Source organism: Adhaeribacter soli, from assembly GCF_008727925.1.
In the GTDB taxonomy this organism is placed as follows: domain Bacteria; phylum Bacteroidota; class Bacteroidia; order Cytophagales; family Hymenobacteraceae; genus Adhaeribacter_A; species Adhaeribacter_A soli.
Genome location: NZ_VTWT01000014.1, coordinates 24,601 through 41,803, shown reverse-complemented (window position 1 = coordinate 41,803; position 17,203 = coordinate 24,601). Strand labels below are relative to the sequence as shown.

Genomic DNA, 17,203 nt, shown 5'->3' with positions numbered 1-17,203 from the left:
CTCACTGAAGTTATAAACTTCAGATCATTTATAGGTTCAAGTTACCGCTTCGCTTAAACTTGAACTAAGTACAGAGTTAAGTTAATTTTTAGAGAGTGGGATTACAAATCCCACGGCTCGGTTAAGACGGGGTTACAAAGCCCGTCAAGCAAATTCTATAATTTAAATTGGCTGTGTACCAGGCAAATTTCGCTTAAACCTGAACCAGCTAATATGACCGTTAAACGTTGTCTTCAAAGCAGGAAACAGGACTTTTTTGCCCTGAATCCTAGCGTTTTTCCAACAGTTCCGCGAAGATCTCCCGGGCAGCTTTTATGGTTTTTACGTTGTCGAAAATTACGATCAGCTTGTCTTTGGTTTCTTTTAAGCGGGCGGTTTTCGCGTGACTTTGTACAAAACTTAAAATGCGGCCGAAGGCTTCGCCCTGGAAGTACTTTTCGTTGTTTTCGGTCGGCAGATAACCTTTCATGGTTTCCCGCTTGATGGTGAGTTTTTCGAAGCCCATTTCCTGGGCATCCCAGCGTAATTTTACGATCTCGATGAGTTGTACCACTTCTCTTGGCAACGGTCCGAACCTATCTACTATGCTGGCCTGCAGGGTTTCCAAGCTGTTCAGATCTTTTACATTATCGAGCTTGCTGTAGAGGTTTAAGCGCTCCGAAATGTTGGCTACGTAGGTTTCCGGAATCAGTACTTCCAGGTCGGTTTCGATGGAGCATTCGCGTTGTACGTCCAAGAATTCGTTCAGCTTTTCGGCATCGGTCAGGAAAAGGTCGCGGAATTCAGTTTCTTTCAGTTCTTTTACCGCATCGTCGAGGATCTTATGGTACATTTCAAACCCGAGGTCGTTGATGAAACCGCTTTGTTCGCCGCCCAGTAAATTTCCGGCGCCGCGAATATCGAGGTCGCGCATGGCTACTTTAAAGCCGTCGCCCAGGTCGGAGAATTCTTCCAGCGTGCTCAGGCGTTTGCGGGCATCGGAAGGAAGGCCGGAAACCGGTGGCGTGAGCAGATAGCAGAAAGCGCGTTTATTAGAACGGCCTACGCGGCCGCGCATCTGGTGCAGATCGCTTAAACCGAACATGTGCGCGCGATTAATGATGATGGTGTTGGCATTCGGAATATCGAGGCCGGATTCGATGATGTTGGTGGAAACCAGTACGTCGTATTCGTGGTCTACGAACTGCATCATGCGTTTTTCCAGCATGTCGCCGTCCATCTGACCATGGGCGTATGTTACCTTGGCGTCCGGCACGAGTTTCAGAATGAGGTTCGCAATTTCTTCGATGTCTTTTACCCGGTTATGCACAAAGAAAACCTGGCCGCCGCGTTTGAGTTCATAGCTCACGGCATCGCGGATAATGGTTTCGTCGAATACGTGCAGTTCGGTTTGCACGCCCTGGCGGTTAGGCGGCGGCGTGGCAATAATGCTCAGGTCGCGGGCACCCATTAAACTGAAGTGCAGCGTGCGCGGAATTGGCGTGGCCGTAAGCGTTAGGGAATCTACGTTTACGCGCATTTCCTTCAGCTTTTCCTTTGTTTTTACCCCGAATTTCTGTTCCTCATCGATCACCATTAAGCCCAGGTTTTTGAACTTCACGTCTTTGCTTACAATGCGGTGCGTCCCGATCAGGATGTCTACTTTGCCTTCTTCCACCCGTTTGAGCGTATCTTTTATTTGCTTCGGCGATTTAAAGCGGTTCACGAACTCCACTGTGATCGGGAATTTCTCCAGGCGGTCGCGGAAGGTTTTGAAGTGCTGCATGGCCAGAATGGTAGTTGGAACTAACACCGCTACTTGTTTTCCGTCGCAAGCAGCCTTAAAGGCGGCGCGGATGGCCACTTCGGTTTTGCCGAAACCTACGTCGCCGCAAACCAATCTATCCATTGGGTGCGGTTGTTCCATGTCGGCTTTTACGTCTTCGGTAGCTTTGGCCTGGTCCGGGGTGTCTTCGTAAATAAAGGAAGATTCGAGTTCGGCTTGTAAAAATCCATCGTGGGTGAAGGCATAGCCGGGAGCCGTTTTGCGTTTGGCGTAAAGGTTAATCAGCTCGGCGGCAATGTCTCTAACTTTCTTCTTGACCTTGTTTTTCTTGTTTTCCCACTCCGGCGAACCCAGTTTGCTCATGCTCGGTGGGGTGCCTTCTTTGCCAGAGTATTTGCTAATCTTATGCAGTGCGTGAATGGAAACGTAAAGCAAATCGTCGTCGCGGTAAACCAGCCGAATAGCTTCCTGCAGTCTTCCGCCTACATCCACTTTTTCCAGGCCGGCAAATCTTCCGATGCCGTAGTCCTGGTGCGTTACGTAATCGCCGGGCTGTAAGGTCCGAAGTTCCTTCAGCGTTAAAGCCTTGTTTTTGCTGAACTTCGGTTTGTCTTTGTAGCGGTAGAAACGTTCGAAAAGCTGGTGATCGGTGTAGCAAACCAGTTTCAGTTGGTCGTCGATAAAACCTTCGCGCAGGGAAATAAGCAAATGCTGGAACCGCACGTCGTGGTCGAGCTCATCGAAAATGGTGGTGAGGCGGTCGATCTGTTTCGGCGATTCGGCGGCAATAACGTTGGAGAAGCCTTTGGATTGGTTTTCCTGAAGGTTGCTCACCAGTAAGCCGAAATCTTTGTTGAACGATGGTTGCGGATGGCCGGGAAACGGAAAAACGGTAGTTTCTTTGAAGTAAAAACGCTTGCCGAATTCCAGTACATCGAAGTTCTCCAGCTGCTTTTTAAAGTCTTTGCCGTTCTCGAAAAGCTGTTCCGGTTTGGAAACGATCTGCACACCGGAGCTTTCTTCCAGCATTTGCTCGAAAGCCTGAGCGGCTTTCTCGAATTGCTCTTTTATGACTTCGAGCGTTTGCCGGATATCCTTGAACCACAGACGGGTATTTTCCGGGAGGAAAGCTAAAAACGATTCGCGGGTTTCCTGTAAGAGTTTGGTCTGAACGTTCGGGATAATGGAAATTTGCTTTTTGGTTTCGACCGAAAGCTGGGTATTCGGGTTGAATGTCCGGATGCTTTCAATTTCATCACCAAAAAGTTCGAGACGGTAAGGCAGGTCGTTGGCGTAGGAAAAAATATCGATGATGCCGCCGCGAATGGCAAACTGACCGGGCTCGTACACAAATTCGGTGCGCTCAAAATCGTAGGTAGAAAGCAGTTCGGAAAGGAAATTGGTATCGAGTTTTTCGCCCACCTTTGCCCCGAAAGTGTTGGCCACCAGCGATTTTTTATTGATCACTTTTTCGGTAAGCGCTTCCGGATACGTTACAATTAATTCGCCTTGCGGATGCCGTGCGCTGATCTGGTTCAGGGCTTCGGCGCGCATGAGAATGTTAGCGTTTTCGGTTTCGTCGAACTGGTAAGCTTTTTTGTAGGAAGTCGGGAACAGGAGCGGGGTTTTCTGGTCGCCGATCAGGTTTTGCAGGTCGCTTAAGAAGTAGGCCGCTTCTTCTTTATCGTGCAGCACAAATACGTGGTGGTGGTCGGAAGCCGTGTAAAGCGCCGAAGCCAAAACAGCATCCTGGCTGCCTACGAGGCCTTTTATTTGCAGACGGGTTTTTTCGGGCGTGCGGAGGTGTTCGGCAATGGTTTGCACCAGGCCATCGTGGCGGTAGAGTTCTAGAAAATCAGATACTTTCAAATGAAAAAACTTATCGAGTTCAGCGGCAAAGATACTCGTTTTTTTGCGGCTGTTTTACCTGAAAACGCAAGGCAGCGGGTTGGGGTTTGCTAATAGAATAGATATTGTTTTCGGGTGTAGATACCTGTAAGGTTTTTAAAGCCTCATAGGTTTGTTGATTACATTTCAGGAAAGTGATACTGCCGGAAAACAAAGAACCGGACTGTGGGGAACAATCCGGTTTTTTGGGGTAAAATAATAGCGTTTTTAATCGGTACTATTCGGTTTTGTATTTTACTTTGGTGGAACCGCCACCACCGTTTCCGCCGCCGCCAAACATGTAGAACAGCGAAACAGTAATGTTGTTGTTGCGGATGTTCGGTTCTTCCGTGCCTTTGGTGTCGTAGATGGATTTAAAGCCGCCGTTGTAACGTAAGCCAATGCCTAAGCCCATGTCGGACATGTAACCGAGGCCGGCTACATAACCGAAGTCAAAGCTGGCAAGATCTCCTTTGGCTGAAATTGATTCTGTTTTATCGGAGTCTCCGAGTTTGTCGCCGTTAGGTTTAAAACGTTTGGTTTTAACTTCGGAATTGCTGTTTGTCAGGTAAGCGACTTCCGGGCCAAGTTCAAAGAACAGGCCGCCAGCATTGATGTTCAACAGGATCGGAACGGAAATGTAATTAAGGGAGCGTTTTACTTCAAATTCAGTTGTGCCTCCCATGTTGTCTGAGCTAAGGTCGGCTTGTTTATCCTTAATCTGGAAACCTTTGGTTGTATATAAGGCGTCTATTTTAATTCCCCAGAAATCATCGATTTCATAAAGGCTGGTAAGTCCGAAATGGTAACCGAATTTGTAATCTGCATCGCCGAAATAAACATTGTCATCTGTATAGATACCAGCAAAATCCTGATCCTCTCCGGATAAGGAGGAGTAATTCCCCCCGCCTTTTACGCCCAGTCTAAAGCCTTGCGCATTGGCATAGGTAAAGGCGAAAACGGCTAAAATTAACAGTAAAGACTTTTTCATAGTTGTCAGATTTTGTTTTTAGTTTTAAAGAAATATTAAGTTGGTTTAACATGTTTTAGTCTGCTTTATCTATACGTATTCTGCCGATAGGGTTTCAGGCTGAATATTGTTTTTATAATATTTTTGTTTGCATCCTATGTTCCTGACTGATAATTGGATAGGGTCTAGTAATATATGATATTTCGAATGTTTTAAATTCGACTGTTCGATTTTTCGAAGTTCGAATTTTCGATTGCTTCATTCTAATTGTTGCGCTCAAACCGACATGCTTCGCCTGGGAGATATTTCTTAGCTAACGCTTCTCTGGTTTTAGTTGAAAATAATAGCCTTTCGAAGGAAGCCTCTTTTTTAAGAGTCGAACAATCGAATTTCGAACAATCGGCCATTCTATGAAATTACTCCGGAATCAGGTAAGAGGCGAAGACCTGGAAGTGCTGGTTTACCCCGTTCGGCGCCCGAGGTACCGTCAGGATCGCTGCTTCGCCGTTGTCCAGTTTCAGAAAGCCCTGGTTGAAGCGAAGGCCTAGCGCTACGCCGTTCTGGGTTTCGAGGCGGAAACCGGTAGCCAGACCCACATCGAATTTCCTTAGCCGGTCTTCGCTGAAACGCCGGAACTCGCTGGACAAGGTTGTTTTGGTGCCGTCGGGAGCAGTTTGTTCGATCATGGCATCGTTGCGGTAACCTACCAGGTAAGAAATTTGCGGGCCTAGTTCCCAGATCACCACGCCGGTTTTGAAATTGAGCATTATGGGCAGGTCGAGGTAATTCAGCCGCACCAGGCCGCCTTCCAGAGCCGTGTAAAGCAGGTTGTTGCTTGCGTCGCGAACCTCCTGTTTAGGGCTGTAATTGGTATAGCCTTTCCGGGAATAAATAAGTTCGGGCTGAACGGAAAACCAGGTATTGCCCGGGTACTGAATATTCACCATAGCGCCTGCATGCCAGCCAATTTTGGAGCGGTGCATGTCATCGTTCAGGTCTTTGCCCTTTATATCGGAGTAGTTGAAGCCCCCCTTCAGGCCGAAGCGGAAGTCCTGGGCCTGCATAACCAGGCCGTTGCCAATTAAAAGCGCGAGGAAGAGTAGTTTTTTCATAGAAACAGATACGATTTTTGAGCTATACGGGAATCCGGCTTAAATTGCTGTTCCGGCTTTAAGTAAAGGTTTGTATTTTTGAAAATACATTCGTTTAGAAGTTTACTGCATGCGCTTTGGGCTGTTCCTTTTTCTGTGTTTTATAAGCTGCCGGAGCGTTGCCCAGACTGCCGGCCACGTACAGCCCTGGCTGGTGGGTGGTTATGTACACGGCGGCTTTATTATTGCGCATTCACCGCATATGCGCCACCTGGCCGTGTCGCACCCTGCCGGTTTCGAACTGAACGTGCAGCAACAGACTACCGGTAAAAAGTACTGGCATCAGCTTTACAAATTCCCGAAAGTGGGGTATTCTTTTGCGTACTTCGATTATCATAATCCGGCGCTGGGGCAATCTTATGCGGTGAGCACGTACATCAATAAAGCCTTGCTGCGCACCAAAAAAAGCGAACTGAATTACCGGCTGGGCTTGGGTATTGCTTATTTAACGGCCGGCTACGATCAGGAAACGAACCACAAGAACAGCGTAGCCAGTTCGGCCCTGAATGCAGCCTTGCAGACCCGCTTCGAGTACGATTACCGCATTTTGCCAAAAGTTTCGCTGCTGGTAGGGCTGGGGCTGAACCATTACTCGAACGGGGCCACCAAAAAACCGAACCTGGGTATTAATGTACCGACGTTTAGTTTAGGAGCCAACTTCCATACCGTTGGGGCTTTCGAAACAAAGGAACAGGCGTTGCCGGAATGGAATAGGGAGTTATTCTATACTATAAGCACCACGGCCGGCTGGCGACAGATCGGGCCTTCCGATACCCGTAAATACCTGGTGCAATCGCTAAGCCTGGCCTTTGGAAAACCCCTGAACCGGAAAAGCAATTTTATCTTAGGCGCCGAAGGCTTTCTCGACCGTTCCTTAAAAATTCAGCAGCAAACCGACACTACTTTAACCGGTAAGCCCTTTCCGGATACCAAAAAAATAGGCTTGTTTATCGGGCATGAACTGGTTTTCGGCGACCTGGCACTGGAAAAGCAAGTTGGCTATTACGTGTACCGTCCTTATAAAAGCGCAACCGCCTACTACGAACGCCTCGGCCTGAAATACCATTTTACTCCCAGGGTTTTCGGCGCAGTAGACCTGAAAATCCACGGTTTTGCCGCCGATGTGCTGGAATGGCGCGTGGGGTACCGGTTTTGACTAGTGACTAGTGATTAATGAATAGTGATTAGTATTTAGTTATTAGTAGCTAACTTATAAATACACCTGTCATCCTGAGCGGGAGCGAAGGACCTCGTTGGCCAACAGCAGAAAAGCCTGAAATAACAGCTTTGCTTCCCGCCGACGAGTTGTTTCGCTATCGCTCAACATGACATTCTAACTGATGCGCCCGCTCAAAGGACTAATTCAGCGAAGGGCCAGGGATTACTTCGGGGGCGTTGGGTTTGCTGGTCTTCAGGCGAAGGCCTAGGATAAGCAGGTCGTATTCTTTGTCGTCGATTTCGGCTACTTTCGGGAGATGTCCCCAGATGGTGAAACCGGCTTTGCCGAACAAACCTAAACTCGGGGCATTATGAGCAAACACAAAACCAAGCAGGGTTTTGAGTTTTAACTTCGGACTTAACTTGATAACGTACTCCAGCAACTCCCGGCCAATGCCCATACCCCGATAAGCTTCGTGCAGGTAGAGCGCAATTTCGGCAGTATGGTCGTAAGCCGGACGGCCGTAAAACGATTTAAAACTGATCCAGGCCACAATTTTATCTTCTTCTACGGCAACCCAAAGCGGTCTTTTTTCCGGGGAATGGCTTTCGAACCAGGCCATGCGGCTTTCTACCGTAACGGGCTCCGTATCGGCTGTAACCATGCGGCCGGCAATGGTGGAATTGTAAATATCGACGATGGCTGGCAGGTCGGAAATTTTGGCGTCGCGGATTGTGATCATGCTGCAAAATTAGAAAAATATGAAGCGGCAGGCAATTTACTTTTCAGTAACAAACAAAAGTGGCAGCGGTAAGTTGTAATTTCAAAAAGTTGGCCGGATGTTACAATTTTTTCAACCTTTTTTAGTATATTTTTACAGGTAGAATTTTTTAATCTTTTCATGAAAAAAACTTTTACCTTCCTGTTGGGGATGTTGGGGGCTTTCGCGGTGCGGGCACAGCAAGGAACTTACAATTATTACTACGGCAACCTGCATGCCCATTCCAGCTATTCCGATGGCAATCAGGATCATGCTACCTCCGGGCATGTAACGCCTTTTCAGAATTTTGTCTATGCTTCCGGTTCGCTGAATTTTGATTTTCTGGGAATTTCAGAGCACAACCACAGCCAAGCCGGCATGCAACTGGCCAATTATGCCAAAGGTTTGCGGCAGGCCGATAGTGCCACCGTTAACGGGCAGTTCGTGGCGCTTTACGGCATGGAATGGGGTGTGATCTCCGGCGGCGGCCACATGCTGGTCTACGGCGTAAACGATCTGATCGGCTGGGAAACGGGGAATTACAATGTATATGTGCCAAAATCGAATTATCAGAACCTTTACAAGGAAATAAATAAACGGCCGGGAGCATTTGCCTTGCTGGCGCATCCGCAAACCGGCGATTACAACAACCTGGCTACGGCTGCTTTTAACCTGGTTGCCGACAGCGCTTTGGTAGGTACGCCCATGCGTTCCGGACCTGCCACTTCCGTAAATACTACTTACCTGAACCCCTCAACCAGTAGCTACGAAAGCGTTTACCGAACGCTCCTGGCGCGGGGCTACCATGTAGGTATTTCCCTCGATCACGATAACCATAAAACCACTTTCGGGCGCACCACGCCGGGCCGGTTAGTAGTTATGGCGCCGGCGTTAACCAAAGCCGACCTCATGCAGGCCTTACGGGCAAGGCGTTTCTATGCTTCCGACGACTGGAATACCCAGGTGAATTTTACCCTGAACAACGAACCCGTGGGCAGTATTTTTCAGGGCGGCAGCCAGGCTAACATCAGCGTAAACGTTACTGATGCCGATAATGAAACCGTACGCTCCATTACTTTAATGAAAGGAACGCCGGGTAGCGGCCAGAATGCCGTTTCGGTAGCCTCAACCAACTCCGGCGTTTCCGCTTTAAGTTACGTGGATAATGCAGCCTCCGGAAGTGCATATTACTATGCCGTAATTATTCAGAACGATGGCGACCGCATTGTTACTTCCCCGATCTGGTACACCCGGGGTGCGGTAACTGGCGAAAAACCAGTCCAGGAAGAAGAAACCGCTTTTAGAGTGTATCCAAACCCAGTGGGGCAAGCCGAAGTTACCTTATCTTATTTCCTGAAAGAACAGGCTCCTGTGCGGCTGGAAGTGCTCGATGCGTTGGGCCGGGAAATAATGGTAGTTGCTGATGAAGAAAAACAGACTGCCGGTTCGCATGCTTACCAATTGCAGAGCCAGCATTTTAAAGCCGGGGTTTATACCATCAGGTTAATTCGTAATGGACTAGCCAGCTACCGGAAACTGATAGTAACCCATTAAGAACAGGGAGAGTTTTAAATACCGTGGAAAATCAAAGAGCCGGTTCTGTAAAAGGACCGGCTCTTTGATTTTTAGGAAAGAATCCTTGGTGATTTGCCTCTGCTTACATTCTTGCCGGAATCAGATAGCTTACACTAGCCTGAATGGTAGTATTTTTAACCTTTTCGGGCATCAAAGGATTTGGGGCACCATGTAAGTAGCGAAGGCCTAAGGCATAGTTTGCACTGATCGTGATTCCACGGTTAAATCTGTAACCTAAACCGGCTACTGCACTTATATCGAACGGCCGGGTATAAGCATATAGATCCGTATCAGGAGTTTCGGGTTGAGTAATTTTAGATCCGGTAAGTACTGATAGCTGTGGGCCGGCAGTGGCAAACAGGTTACCGGTGGCTTGCCTACGGGTGTAGTACTTTCCCTTCTTAACCCGGGTAAAATGGAATTGGTAGAGCACAGGGAGCTCCAGGTAGCTTAAATGTAGTTTTGCCGTGGTTCCGGAATAACTAAAGCCTTTGGTGGAATAAAGTAGCTCAGTCTGTACGGCATGACGATCAGCGAATCGGATGTTCGTGACTGCTCCGCCATGGAATCCGGTATTCCCGGAGCCGACCACATTTTCTGCATTCCAGCCTCCGGAAGCGTTTATGCCTGCCTTTAGCCCGATGCTAAGTGGCTGATCCTGAGCCTGAGTTAATGTGCTGCTAAACAGTAAGCTTAAACAAAATATAATTTTCTTCATGATTGGATTAGAGGACTAGGATTGAGCTAGTCCTGTTTAATTCCAAATTTAATAAAAAGAATATTTTATTTTTAAAATATTTTTAAACGAAAGCTGTTTTTGTTTTGGCTTGTTTCGGGTGATTTACAAGGGCGGTAATTTTGCAGCTCTGGGAATTAATGTTTTAGTTGCTTCCGATAATTATATAAAATTAATTTACAGGTAATTAGGTTGAATTATAAATATGAGAAGCTTGCCTGATGATCGGATAAGCCCCGGATTACCCGGCCCAACCCTCGCGGTCTAAGCTCCGGTACTGAATGGCTTCGGCCAAGTGCTCTACTTTTATTTCCGGACTTCCGCTCAGATCGGCAATGGTGCGGCTTACTTTTAAGATGCGGTCGTAGGCGCGGGCGGAAAGGCCGAGGCGTTCCATGGCGGTTTTCAGGAGCTTCTTGCCGGCTTCGTTTATCTGGCAGATATCCTTTACCATTTGCGAAGGCATTAACGCATTGGCATGAATTTCCGGATGATTCTCAAACCTTTCAGCCTGAATTTGCCGGGCCCTGATTACGCGTTCCCGAATCTCGGCGCTGCTTTCCGTTTTGCGGGTTTCCGTCATCTGGTCGAAGGTTACCGGCGTTACTTCCACGTGCAGATCGATCCGGTCTAAAAGCGGGCCGCTTACTTTGTTTAAATACCGCTGTACAATGCCGGGGCCGCACACGCAATCCTTCTCGGGGTGGTTGTAGTAGCCGCACGGACATGGGTTCATGCTGGCAATAAGCATGAAATTGGCCGGGAAATCGATGGAAACTTTGGCGCGGGAAATGGTTACTTTCCGTTCTTCCAGCGGCTGGCGCATTACTTCCAGCACGGTACGTTTGAATTCTGGTAATTCATCCAGGAACAAGACGCCGTTATGGGAAAGCGAAATTTCGCCGGGTTGAGGATTGCCGCCCCCGCCAACCAGCGCCACGTCGGAAATGGTATGGTGCGGGGCGCGGTAAGGGCGGGTTGATAGCAACGAAGCCTGTTCGCCTAATTTACCCGCTACGGAATGGATCTTGGTGGTTTCGAGGGCTTCCTGCAGACTTAAAGGCGGCAAAATGGAAGGCAGGCGTTTGGCCAGCATGGTTTTCCCGGCGCCCGGCGGACCGACCATGATCACGTTGTGACCACCGGCAGCCGCAATTTCCAAGGCGCGTTTAATATTTTCCTGGCCCTGCACATCGGCAAAGTCGGCAAGGTATTTATCGGCAGTATTCTGGAAAATTTCGCGGGTGTCTATTTTTACACGTTCTACCGGATCGTCGCCCCAGAAAAAGCCGATGGCTTCTTTGATGTTCTTTACCCCGTAAACTTCCAGGTTATTCACAATGGCAGCTTCGCGGGCATTCTGAGCAGGCAGAATAAAACCTTTAAAACCTTCTTTCCGGGCCTGGATGGCAATGGGTAAAGCGCCTTTTATGGGACGGAGTTCACCGTCTAAAGATAGTTCGCCCATGATCAGGTAATCGCCCAGGCGGTCGGCGGGCATTTGTTCGGAAGCGGCTAAAAGGCCTAAAGCTATTGGAAGATCGTAAGCGGAACCTTCTTTGCGAATGTTGGCGGGAGCCAGGTTAATAACCACTTTCTGACGTGGCATGCGGTACCCGTAATGCTTCAGGGCCGATTCGATGCGCTGCTCACTTTCTTTTACCGCGTTATCGGGCAGGCCCACCATGAAGAGTTTGGTGCCAGGGGTAACGTTCACTTCTATGGTGATGGTAGCGGCATTTACGCCGAAGACTGCACTGCCGTAGGTTTTGGTAAGCATACTTTTTCGTCTTAAAAGGGTAGCGTTTGGCCTCCGGAATCCGGATTAGGCGCTGAACAGCTTCCTATTAAAATAAATTCCTTTTAAGGTAACTTTTGTTAAGGAGCGAAATGGGGAACCCCATATTAAGCCAATTGCTTTTCGATAAGCAGCATAAAAATGTGAATGACCTTGATGTGAACTTCCTGGATGCGGTCGGCGTAACCGAAGTGCTCCACTCTTATTTCTACATCGCTTAAAGGTGCCAGTTTACCGCCGTCTTTACCGGTAAGGCTGATTACTTTCATGCCCAGTTCCCGGGCAGCTTCCGCGGCTAAAAGTACGTTTCTGGAATTGCCACTGGTGCTGATGGCCAGTAATACATCGCCTTCGCGGCCGAAAGCTTCCACGCCCCGGGAGAACACGTAATCGTACCCGTAATCGTTGGCTACGCAGCTGATGTGGGCGGAATCGGAGAGGGAAAGGGCAGCCAGGGCTTTGCGGTTTTCACGGTAGCGGCCCGACAATTCTTCGGCAAAGTGCATGGCATCGCACATGGAGCCGCCGTTGCCGCAGCTTAAAATTTTGCCGCCTTTTTTCAGGGCTTCAGCCATTATTCCGGCAGCCTTTTCAATAGCTTCGATGTTGGCCGGATTGGCTAAAAAGTTATTTAAAACCTGCCGGGCTTCGGAAAGTTCGGTTAAAATCAGGTCGGAGGTAATCATAAGAATTATTGCAGGTTATCGGGCGGAAAAATCGGGTCGTGACGTTGCGTTTGCGTAGGCTCTGTAGGGCGGAAACCTCCATTCGGTTCGCGGGCTTCGTTTATTTTTTTATCGTAGAGGTTAGCTTTCAGTTCGTTTATCCGGTTGTTTAGAACGGTGCGCTCACGCTTCAGGGCCAAAATGCTGAAATTAGAAACCAGCAAATAAATCAGCAGCAAACCGGAAGCCAGGCCAAAAATGGTTTTATAATAATTTTCCGGATTGAAACTGGTAAAAGTGCTGTCGAGGTATTCGGTGCTGATTACGTTCAGTAAAACCAGCAAGGCAAAAACCAGGAAGAGGAGCACCACGATACTTACAAATTTTCTTAAAGCTTCCATCAGAAATGAACGTTAAGGTGAATTCCGGAAAAAGTAAAACTACTTAATTCCAGCAATATGTTAAATTGTTTAATGGCTAAATTGTTAAATGGTTTTTCCTTCAACGCTATACTTTTTTAAGGTTTAAACCTATCGTTTCCGCAAAAGGTTAGCTTCCTGAATGTGTTGCTAAAATAATTAACAAATCAACTGTTTAGCCATTTAACAATTTAGCCATTAAACCATTTAAGCCGTAACCTGCATTTGGTTTAATTTCGAATACAGGCCGCCGCTCATAGAAAGTTCTTCGTGGGTGCCGCGTTCTACGATCCGGCCTTTCTGCATGACTATTATTTCGTCGGCGTGCTGAATGGTGCTGAGTCGGTGGGCAATTACCAGGGAAGTGCGGTTTTTCATCAGGTTGGTCAGGGCATCCTGTACCAGTTTTTCCGATTCGGTATCTAAAGCAGAAGTTGCTTCGTCCATGATCAGGATTGGCGGATTTTTAAGTACGGCGCGGGCAATGCTCAGGCGCTGCCGCTGTCCGCCGGAAAGTTTGCTGCCACGGTCGCCAATTAAAGTATTGTAGCCATCCGGCGTTTGCATAATGAATTCGTGGGCGTTCGCAATTTTAGCGGCGGCTACCACTTCTTCCATGGTTGGGTTTTCTTTGTTGAAGGCAATGTTGTTGAAAATGGTGTCGTTGAACAGGATCGATTCCTGGGTTACTATGCCCATCAGGTTTCGGATAGAATGCAGCGTACAATCTTTCAGGTCTACATTGTCGATCAGGATCTGGCCGGCAGTTGGGTCGTAGAAACGCGGTAGCAGATCAGCCATGGTAGATTTTCCGGAGCCCGAAGGACCAACCAATGCTACTGTTTTTCCTTTCGGAATGGTTAAGTTGATATTGTCGAGAACCGTATCCTTTTCATAAGAAAAACTAACGTTCCGGAAGGTGATCTCCTGATTAAAACCCGGTAATTGGCTGGCATCAGCTTTGTCCCGAATGGCCGGCTCTGTATCGATAACGGCTAAGATCCGTTCTCCGGCAACGAGGCCGCGCTGGATGTTGCTGAATGAAGAAGAAAGCGCTTTGGCTGGCACCAGTACCTGGGAAAAGAACACCACGTAAGCAATGAATTCGGCTGCCGAAAGATCGGACTGGTTGCTCAGCACCAGGCTGCCGCCGTAGTATAAAATGATGGTTACCACGCCCACGCCCAGCACTTCGGAAAGGGGCGAAGCCAGATCGCGGCTGTTGAACATGGAGCGCACAATGCGGGCGTAGCGGTCGTTTTCTTCGTTGAATTTCCGCATCACGTAGGGTTGGGCGTTAAAGCCTTTGATCACCCGAAGTCCGCCCAGCGTTTCGTCGATCAGGGATAAAATGGAACCTAAGGAATGCTGCCCTTCTTTGGCCCGGCGCTTCAGTTTTTTGGAAAGAAAAGAAATAACGGTACCCGAAAGCGGCAGGATAATGAGCGTAAACAAAGTCAGCTTTACCGACATGGTAAACAGGATCACGAAGAACCCGATAATGGCAATAGGCTCGCGCACCACGGTGGTTAAGGTACTGATCACCGAGCTTTCAATTTCCTGCACATCGTTGGTCATCCGGCTCATTAAATCGCCTTTGCGCTCGTTCGTAAAATAACCGAGCTGCAACTGGGTAATGCGTTCGTAAAGGTCGTGGCGAATGTTCTGCACCACGCGTGCGCGCAATTTTACGATTACCCGCTGCCCCAGGTACTTAAACAAATTAGAAAGCAATACCGAACTCAGAATTATGATGCAGACAAATTTCAGCGCCCCGACCTTGCCGGTTTCCAGCAAAATGCTTCCGAAATAATAGTTAAAAAGCGATTTGCCGTACTCGATTGAAACTGAGAATTCCGGCAGGCTTGCCATCTGAGCGGCTTCGCTCTTCGGCACCTCGTCGAAAAGCACGTTGAGCAGCGGAATAAGGAAAGTGAAATTCAGAAGCCCGAAAATGGTGCCGAGCAGGGTAAATACAAAATATATAGGCACGTACCGGCTAAACGGACGCGCAAAATTGAGAATACGTAAATAGGTTTTCATTATCCGCAAAGGTACGGGCTTCTTAATTAATAATTAATAATTAAGAATTAGGAATGTCCGGGGTTTTTGGATTTCGCGGATGGGTTGGTTTTTGGGCTGGAAGGGTAGCGTTCAGATGAATTTGGATGTTCGCGAAAATGTAGAGACGCCCTAATGGTAGAGACGCCCTATTAGGGCGTCTCTACAGGAATATTGAAATGGGGGTTAAAATTCATGCAGCCGTTGCCCGATATTCCAGCGGAAGGAAATTGAAGAGAAGGCGGAATTATTATCGAACTGGTTCAGCTCGGCATCGGTGTGGCGGAGGATCTGCTTCAGGTCGATGAACATGTTTGGCTTTAGCTGGTAAGAAACCGTCAGGTCGAGGTGCAGCTGTTGGGTGGTGTTGCCCTGACCGACTTTGTTGCCATAATCCTGCGGGTGCGGTACGTAGGGTTTCAGCACGTTGCCGCCCCAGTTCAGGGTGTCGGTGTCGGCGCCGAAGTAGGTGTAAATGGCTTTACCGGTAATGGCCAGTTTGCCGATGGGTTGGTACGTGGCGATACCAATCAGCTCCGAGAGGTTGGCGCCCATGGGGTGAGCCAGCGGCTGCTGGTAATGCTGGTAATTGGTAAAGCGGCTTTCGTGCTGGTAGAGATAAGGACGAAGGTAATTGAATTCGCCCTGCAGGTCGAGGTTTTTCAAACCGAACGCATCGATGTATTTTGCCCCGAACTGTCCGCCCTGCTTGTTGGCCCACCAGCCGTTGCGGGCCTTAATGGCGCTCAACAAAAATTCATCGAGTACCAGTTGACCGTAAAGCTGCACGCGGCGACGGATGTTCCATTTAAAATCGAGGCCCAGCAAAGCATTATCATCGGAGCCGAGTTGCTGCTCTACGCTGCGGTAAAAAATGATTGGGTTCAGGTATTCCAGTTCAAAATTGCCTTTGCCGCGCGCAAAAACCACCGATTCAAATACGCCCACGTTCAGGTTTGGCTTGATGTTGTAGCTCAGGTGGTGGTAGGCAAAATATTTCTTCGGGTAAAGTCTATCGCCAATGCTGTGGTCGGCGTTCATGCTGGCAAAAATGTTTTCGTACTGAAGTTTCCAAACCTGCGTGTTCAGCTTCAGGAAAAAATAAGCCGGGGCGTAATCCGATAAAATAAGCGAACGGTAGCCGTTCCCAATAAAATTCTTGTCGTGGCCGAACTGTACGTTTATGTGTTTGCTGAGCGCATAATTAATGTAGCCGCGGGCCGTAAAAAAATCGTAACCGTTTTCCTTGAAATTCTTCCAGTAACCTTCGTGCGGCACAATGGTATCGCGGGCAATCCGGTCGTTCACGTACTCCGGAAAGCGCGCCTGATTATCGGCCAGAAAGGTGTAGAAACTTAGTTTTCGATCGATTGTACCTTCTACCTGCAAACCGCGGGTATTTACGTAGCGGAAACCGCTGCTGTCGGTATCGAAACCGCCCTGAAAATGAATGACCGGATTCACGCGCAAACTGAAATCCTCGGTTTCGACGTGGTAAAAATCGGTCTTGTTCTTATAAAAGTGCTTCAGAATGGGTTTGCGGCTGGTGTTGAAATTAGGGCCTACTACGTATTGTGGAGTTTGACCAATCATAACGGTAGTATCGGAAACAGGAATCAGGTTTACCTCAGGCTCTGGAAGGTAATTCCAGTTGTCCTGCAGCAGGTACGTTAAATTAAATCGGTCGGCTGCGGAGAGGTTGGCGCTGTCGCGGAGGGCTTTTTCGGCCAGCTTGGCTACCGTTTTCCGGAGGTAAGGCTTAATAGAAGTATGCAGTTCCGGCACGCTATCTGCGTATTTCAGGGCGTAGCGGTCGATGAGCCGGTACATGTCGTCGTTGAGCGGCACATAGGTGGAGCCGCCATTTGGGCTTTTGGTAGTCTGGGCAAACGTTGCAAAAACGGTACAGAAAAAGAGAAAAAAAGCGGAAAGGAATTTCATATTCGGGTTAAAAGAAAGCTAAAGAACGGAAATCCGTTACAGAAAACCAATGTACTGCTTTTCGGGGTTTTAGGTTGAAATTGATAGCGTTTTTAGTTCTGGAAGACAAGGATTTAAACATAACAGTTGCCTGAAGGAAAATGAAAGCACGCAGGTTTATTTCTAAATCATTTCAATTCATTGCCGTCTGCTTTAGCTGACGGATTTAAATGGTTTCCCTTTTCGGCTTTAACCAAATCCAATTAACATGAAGGGTTAAGGCTGAATTCTGGCAGTCTGCATCCGTCAGCTAAAGCAGACGGCAATGAATATTTCT

Annotated in this window: 13 protein-coding genes; 2 read left to right on the top strand and 11 right to left on the bottom strand. The window is 48.2% G+C overall.

All coding sequences use genetic code 11. The features are described 5' to 3' along the window. Window positions 1–268: 268 nt before the first annotated feature. The 3 genes from mfd to F0P94_RS18875 all read right to left on the bottom strand — a co-directional run bounded on the left by mfd (window position 269) and on the right by F0P94_RS18875 (window position 5,734). The gene (mfd, locus tag F0P94_RS18885; protein WP_150906009.1) at window positions 269–3,634 is read right to left on the bottom strand and encodes a transcription-repair coupling factor; all 3,366 of its coding nucleotides are present in this window, start codon (window positions 3,632–3,634) and stop codon (window positions 269–271) included. Window positions 3,635–3,890: 256 nt separating this feature from the next. Then, window positions 3,891–4,643, bottom strand: a complete 753-nt coding sequence (locus F0P94_RS18880; RefSeq protein ID WP_150906007.1) for a porin family protein — start codon at window positions 4,641–4,643, stop codon at window positions 3,891–3,893. Window positions 4,644–5,038: 395 nt separating this feature from the next. Continuing rightward, window positions 5,039–5,734, bottom strand: a complete 696-nt coding sequence (locus tag F0P94_RS18875; RefSeq protein ID WP_150906005.1) for a porin family protein — start codon at window positions 5,732–5,734, stop codon at window positions 5,039–5,041. Window positions 5,735–5,843: 109 nt separating this feature from the next. On the opposite strand from F0P94_RS18875, the gene F0P94_RS18870 reads away from it, so the two are divergent. Then, entirely contained in the window at window positions 5,844–6,929 is a 1,086-nt protein-coding gene (locus F0P94_RS18870) for an acyloxyacyl hydrolase (RefSeq protein WP_150906003.1), read from the top strand. 202 nt (window positions 6,930–7,131) lie between these two features. On the opposite strand, the gene F0P94_RS18865 is transcribed toward F0P94_RS18870, so the two are convergent. Continuing rightward, window positions 7,132–7,674: a GNAT family N-acetyltransferase gene (locus F0P94_RS18865; RefSeq protein WP_150906001.1), complete on the bottom strand. Its 543-nt coding sequence runs from the start codon at window positions 7,672–7,674 to the stop codon at window positions 7,132–7,134. After that, window positions 7,671–7,835, bottom strand: a complete 165-nt coding sequence (locus tag F0P94_RS19770; RefSeq protein WP_191907105.1) for a hypothetical protein — start codon at window positions 7,833–7,835, stop codon at window positions 7,671–7,673. Before F0P94_RS19770 ends, F0P94_RS18865 begins: the two co-directional genes overlap by 4 nt. On the opposite strand from F0P94_RS19770, the gene F0P94_RS18860 reads away from it, so the two are divergent. Continuing rightward, the gene (locus F0P94_RS18860) at window positions 7,834–9,246 is read left to right on the top strand and encodes a CehA/McbA family metallohydrolase (RefSeq protein ID WP_150905999.1); all 1,413 of its coding nucleotides are present in this window, start codon (window positions 7,834–7,836) and stop codon (window positions 9,244–9,246) included. The genes F0P94_RS19770 and F0P94_RS18860 overlap by 2 nt on opposite strands. Before the next feature lie 103 nt (window positions 9,247–9,349). Here the strand turns inward: F0P94_RS18860 and F0P94_RS18855 are convergent, their stop codons facing one another. The 6 genes from F0P94_RS18855 to F0P94_RS18830 form a co-directional block, all read right to left on the bottom strand. Next, a complete protein-coding gene (locus F0P94_RS18855) occupies window positions 9,350–9,985 on the bottom strand; it encodes a porin family protein (RefSeq protein ID WP_150905997.1) in 636 nt (211 codons plus the stop codon). 259 nt (window positions 9,986–10,244) lie between these two features. Beyond that, the gene (locus tag F0P94_RS18850; protein WP_150905995.1) at window positions 10,245–11,783 is read right to left on the bottom strand and encodes a YifB family Mg chelatase-like AAA ATPase; all 1,539 of its coding nucleotides are present in this window, start codon (window positions 11,781–11,783) and stop codon (window positions 10,245–10,247) included. A 125-nt stretch (window positions 11,784–11,908) separates the two neighbouring features. After that, window positions 11,909–12,487, bottom strand: a complete 579-nt coding sequence (gene lpcA / locus F0P94_RS18845) for a D-sedoheptulose 7-phosphate isomerase (protein ID WP_225307293.1) — start codon at window positions 12,485–12,487, stop codon at window positions 11,909–11,911. 5 nt (window positions 12,488–12,492) lie between these two features. Continuing rightward, a complete protein-coding gene (locus F0P94_RS18840) occupies window positions 12,493–12,867 on the bottom strand; it encodes a hypothetical protein (protein ID WP_150905993.1) in 375 nt (124 codons plus the stop codon). A 225-nt stretch (window positions 12,868–13,092) separates the two neighbouring features. After that, entirely contained in the window at window positions 13,093–14,928 is a 1,836-nt protein-coding gene (locus F0P94_RS18835) for an ABC transporter ATP-binding protein (protein ID WP_150905991.1), read from the bottom strand. A 204-nt stretch (window positions 14,929–15,132) separates the two neighbouring features. Next, window positions 15,133–16,887, bottom strand: coding sequence for a capsule assembly Wzi family protein (locus F0P94_RS18830; protein ID WP_150905989.1), 1,755 nt, complete (start codon window positions 16,885–16,887; stop codon window positions 15,133–15,135). Window positions 16,888–17,203: the final 316 nt, after the last annotated feature.

Coding starts and splice junctions, on each gene's coding strand:
- F0P94_RS18875 (WP_150906005.1), bottom strand. CDS start 5,734: ATGAAAAAACTACTCTTCCTCGCGCTTTTAATTGGCAACGGCCTGGTT.
- F0P94_RS18870 (WP_150906003.1), top strand. CDS start 5,844: ATGCGCTTTGGGCTGTTCCTTTTTCTGTGTTTTATAAGCTGCCGGAGC.
- lpcA (WP_225307293.1), bottom strand. CDS start 12,487: ATGATTACCTCCGACCTGATTTTAACCGAACTTTCCGAAGCCCGGCAG.
- F0P94_RS18855 (WP_150905997.1), bottom strand. CDS start 9,985: ATGAAGAAAATTATATTTTGTTTAAGCTTACTGTTTAGCAGCACATTA.
- F0P94_RS18840 (WP_150905993.1), bottom strand. CDS start 12,867: ATGGAAGCTTTAAGAAAATTTGTAAGTATCGTGGTGCTCCTCTTCCTG.
- F0P94_RS18830 (WP_150905989.1), bottom strand. CDS start 16,887: ATGAAATTCCTTTCCGCTTTTTTTCTCTTTTTCTGTACCGTTTTTGCA.
- F0P94_RS18850 (WP_150905995.1), bottom strand. CDS start 11,783: ATGCTTACCAAAACCTACGGCAGTGCAGTCTTCGGCGTAAATGCCGCT.
- F0P94_RS18865 (WP_150906001.1), bottom strand. CDS start 7,674: ATGATCACAATCCGCGACGCCAAAATTTCCGACCTGCCAGCCATCGTC.
- F0P94_RS18860 (WP_150905999.1), top strand. CDS start 7,834: ATGAAAAAAACTTTTACCTTCCTGTTGGGGATGTTGGGGGCTTTCGCG.
- F0P94_RS19770 (WP_191907105.1), bottom strand. CDS start 7,835: ATGAAAAGATTAAAAAATTCTACCTGTAAAAATATACTAAAAAAGGTT.
- F0P94_RS18835 (WP_150905991.1), bottom strand. CDS start 14,928: ATGAAAACCTATTTACGTATTCTCAATTTTGCGCGTCCGTTTAGCCGG.
- F0P94_RS18880 (WP_150906007.1), bottom strand. CDS start 4,643: ATGAAAAAGTCTTTACTGTTAATTTTAGCCGTTTTCGCCTTTACCTAT.